The organism is Oleiphilus sp. HI0123 (assembly GCF_001635315.1).
Genome location: NZ_LWGE01001375.1, coordinates 1 through 4204 on the forward strand (window position 1 = coordinate 1; position 4204 = coordinate 4204).

The window sequence follows — 4204 nt, forward strand, 5'->3', positions numbered from 1 at the left end:
TTCGGCGAGCGAGCGACTAAAAAACGTTTCAATTAAATAAAGGCAGAGGTCTTGAAATGCGTAGGCGCCGCCTGAGCAGAATAATGTTCCATCATGAGTCAGCATGCTATCAATCTGTAAATCAACAAGCGGGAATTGTTGTCGAAACTGGGAGGCATACTTCCAGTGTGTGGTTGCGCGACGCTGATCAAGCAAACCTGTCGCCGCCACAAGAAATGCGCCGGTACATACTGACGCCACTGCGCCTCTTTTTCGCTGGCTGTCTACTAGCCAATGAATTAGCGCATCATCAAAATCAAAGCCATTAGTCGGGACAGGGCCGAGGGGCGCGATGATGACCAAGTCATAATGCTTCTGACCAATGTCTTCTGTAGGGCTAATACGAATAGGTGTACTACTATTAATACTTGAATGAGACGGGCCCACTAGGCTTGTTGTTAACTGAATATCGTTTGCAAGCAACTGTGAACACACAGAAAAAATATCCCACAGCCCAGCGACTGAAGAAACAGGGGAGCTAGGGTGAACATAAATCCCAATGCAAAAGGTATTCTTTTTATTTGTCTTATTAGTCGTTTAATAATGTCATATCAGTCATCTTACAAGTAGTCTAAGTGCTCGCTATCATTATGTAAATGATATGAATTGAGCAGGAGAGCAGAAATGAATCAACAGCAAGAATTATTAGAACGCTTTTACACGGCTTTTCAAAAGCTTGATTGGGAAACAATGACTTCATGCTACCACCCAGAGGCGACCTTCAAAGACCCGGCTTTTACCTTATCGGGAGCAGAAGTAGGGCTTATGTGGAAAATGCTCTGCACGCGCGCAAAAGACTTCGACCTTAGTTTTAATGTGGCTAAGGTGAACGACACACAAGGTGAAGTGAACTGGGAAGCAAATTACTTGTTTTCTAAAACGGGTCGAAAGGTAAATAATAAGATTAAGGCAAACATTACCTTTAAAGATGGATTGATTTACCAGCATCACGATGACTTCAACTTTTGGCGTTGGTCTCGTCAGGCGATCGGGCTTCCTGCATACTTGTTAGGCTGGTCTAGTACCTTTCAAAATGCAGTATCAAAACAGGCAATGGCGCAATTATCCCAGTTTGAAAGTTAGATCAATGTAACGCTAGCCACTATTTTTGAAAAACGAATCATTTACGTGCCTGATGTATAACACCAAAGCACTTTCTGCTTCTTGTCGAGAGTGGAAGGGGCCTTCCTCGGTCATTTCTCGCGTCGTGAAAAACCAGGAATCATTAACATGAGTAAAACGATTGCTGTGGAACCAGCTTTTATCACCTTCACCGGAACGAACTGTCATGAGCTTTCTCCTTAACTACGTACCTCATCGTATTAGCAACAGGTACTAAGGGTGATCGTCATAATAAAAAAGAAATAGAATGTAGGCGGCAATAGGTCTGCCTATAGACCGGGGTCTAATACTATCTAATTGTAGTGTTTGTATGAAATGTAGCCAGGAAAATGCGGTTTATATTGCATTTATTCACATAGCAGAGCTGGTTTGAAATATGGCGCATAAAGCTTAGTTCGAAAGGTATTAATTAATAGAATTAAGTGCTTAGCTAAAAGGTTTTCAGGAGCCTAAGTTATATAGCGCGTTCTCTACCGCACTTCCAGCATAATTCAAACGCGGGAGCATTATCTTCAGAGCAATGCTCACAAAACCATGAAGTCGCTTTGGGGTCGCCGTGTACCGCTTCTTCAATGATTTTTTCTGCTTGCTCATAATCCCTTTCTTTCGAGACCCAAAGCTCAGCCCACACCTCTGTCGGAGGTGTTTCACCCGCTGTCGATGTCAGGCCATCATTCCGAACTTCGCAATTGATATTATGATTACCCAGGATGTTGCGAAGGTTGAAGACTAATAATGAGTTTGAATGCGAAAAAATGCGTTTCATCAAACATGTACTCAGCTTATTTCTTGATTAAAGATATCAATAATGACGCTTCTCATCCATTGGTGTGCTTTATCCTGGCTGTAATTGCTGTGCCAGTATAAATGCCAATCTACATCAGGTAATTCAAAGGGCAAGTCGTAGATCGCTAGTTTGTGATCTTTCGCCAGGGTTTCAGGGATTGTTAGCAGCATATTGGTCTGTGCCGCGATTGGTGGAGCAGCCCTAGAGTGCTGGACTCGTAAGCGAATATCCCGTTGTAGGCCCTGTCGATTCAAGTGCAGGTCAATATAGCCCTGACCCCGTCGGCGGCTGGATATATGAATGTGCGGCGAAGAAAGGTATTGCTCGAGTGTTAGGCTTTTACCGTCTAGCGATGGGTGATCGTGGCTAGCGACACAGACAAAACGGTCTTGGGCGAGAGACTCATTCACAAGTTGTGGATCGTTAACCAAAGGAACGTCGAGCGCAAAATCTAACTGCCCCGTGGCAAACTCTCTCGATAGTTCTGAACGTGCGACAGGAAAGCTCTCAATTGAAATGCCGGGTGCATGTTCTTGCAAATAAGACATCAATATTGGCAGCAGGTAAGACTCAGAGGTGTCGTTCATCGCGAACGAGAACTTCTTATCAGAGGTTTCCGGATTAAAGTCATCATGCTCGGTGATGCTGCTCTCCAGCCCGGCCAGGGCCGCACGTACTCTGGATATTATGTTGTCAGCCAATGGTGTAGGTACCATGTGACCTGATTGTCTTACAAATAGTGGGTCATCAAAAACACGGCGTAGACGACTTAGCGAGTTACTGACAGCGGGTTGAGTGATATGAAGGGACTCAGCAGCCTTAGTCAGATTTCGTTCTCGGTAAATTACATCAAAAACAATGAACAGGTTTAGGTCAATTTTTTGAAGCTGCATAGATTATTAAACTCAAACAAGAAGTTGTTGTTCAGGCATGTATTTAAGCAGCTATAGGTGATGATGTCACTAAAGCACCTTCAGGCTAAATTAGCCTGAAGGTGCGAATCAATCTAGCTAGCACTTTAAGGCGCGCAGCTGTCGCCTCTTGTCCCATTAACGTAGTTCCAGCAGTAAAGTAGTGTACCATCTTCGTTCCATCGTTTTAGCGTGCCATGGTAACTGCCATTCGCGAAGTGCGCTTCAAATTCCTTATTCCCATTTTCATACCAATCGCTTGAGAGGCCGTGTTTCTCGCCATCAGCATAATAGTCTTCGGATTCTTTTTGACCACTTTCATACCAACTTGTCTGGGCTCCGCAGTATTCGCCGTTGTAAGTATAATTTTGTGACATTCTGATGCCATTGTCATACCAGGCTTCGGACAGACCATGAGAATTTCCCTCCTTATAATAGCCTTGAGAAGAGATCTGCCCATTTTCATGCCAATATCGACTTAATCCATGCAGCTGGGCATTGACGTAGAACTGCTCTCGGTCAAGTATTCCCGGGTCTTCATAGTAGTTTGCGCCATGACCGTATGAGCAAGAAGTATACGAGTTGGGATCACTTTCATTGGCCATCGTAATAGCCTGATTAAAAGTATTCGAGCTGCCGAGTTCGATATCGTAGGTGGATGGGCAACTAGGGCTATTGGATTGAGGAATATCAGCAATAGGGCAGGTCGAATGAGTAAATTCAGATTCTTCTGATGCATAGTCCTGGCCATAAACCCTTTGTATTACATAAGCGGTCACCGTGGTGCCATCAGAAACCGAAATCGGTGCCGAGTAGTTGTATTCTGGCGCTGATCCATTCAACACATAGCGGATATCTGGTAGGCCTTGTGCTTGAGTCATTGCTAGTTCTAATTGACCAAACTCATTCATACCGTTGGATATAAATTCTACTTTTTCCGGGATAAACGTAAGCGCTACTTCGTTACTTCGAATACCTTCGGTATTTTCGATATAAACGCTAATTGGACCCACCTCCATATTTTCGTGCGAAGGTAATCTTAACGCTAAGCTTCCCTGAGACAGAGAATGAATTGCAGCGTGGACAATGCTACCCGTATGCGTCCTGAAGTAGACGGTGTAGTCGTCGATGTTAGTTGTCATGCCTGAAACACTTAAGATCAGCTCATCGTTACCTTGAACCCGTTCTTGGTCGATTGAAGTAATAACCATAGCGCCCACTTGAATCGTAAAACTGGCTTGATCACTTACAGGTGGAACGGTAATTTCATAGACATTGTTCATGCCTATTAGATTGCGACTGGTATAGATATGATCAATTGAAACTTCAATTGTATCGACGTTGC

General features: G+C 44.0%; 6 protein-coding genes. 1 reads left to right on the forward strand and 5 read right to left on the reverse strand.

Annotated features, from left to right (window positions below):
* A partial coding sequence (locus A3761_RS17375; RefSeq protein WP_197473089.1) for a DJ-1/PfpI family protein occupies positions 1-474 on the reverse strand: 474 nt, incomplete at its 3' end.
* Between the two features lie 189 nt (positions 475-663).
* Between A3761_RS17375 and A3761_RS17380 the strand changes: the two genes are divergently transcribed.
* Positions 664-1122, forward strand: coding sequence for a nuclear transport factor 2 family protein (locus A3761_RS17380; RefSeq protein ID WP_068506725.1), 459 nt, complete (start codon positions 664-666; stop codon positions 1120-1122).
* 12 nt (positions 1123-1134) lie between these two features.
* Here A3761_RS17380 and A3761_RS17385 read toward each other — a convergent pair whose 3' ends face one another.
* The 4 genes from A3761_RS17385 to A3761_RS17400 all read right to left on the reverse strand — a co-directional run.
* Positions 1135-1329, reverse strand: a complete 195-nt coding sequence (locus tag A3761_RS17385) for a DUF6316 family protein (protein WP_068553359.1) — start codon at positions 1327-1329, stop codon at positions 1135-1137.
* Positions 1330-1615: 286 nt separating this feature from the next.
* Positions 1616-1927 carry a DUF2007 domain-containing protein gene (locus A3761_RS17390; protein ID WP_068506719.1) on the reverse strand — a complete coding sequence of 104 codons (312 nt, stop codon included), beginning with the start codon at positions 1925-1927 and terminating at the stop codon, positions 1616-1618.
* 11 nt (positions 1928-1938) lie between these two features.
* Positions 1939-2841, reverse strand: coding sequence for a LysR family transcriptional regulator (locus A3761_RS17395; RefSeq protein WP_068506716.1), 903 nt, complete (start codon positions 2839-2841; stop codon positions 1939-1941).
* 125 nt (positions 2842-2966) lie between these two features.
* On the reverse strand, positions 2967-4204 hold a 1238-nt coding region (locus A3761_RS17400; RefSeq protein ID WP_197473090.1), incomplete at its 5' end, for a chitobiase/beta-hexosaminidase C-terminal domain-containing protein.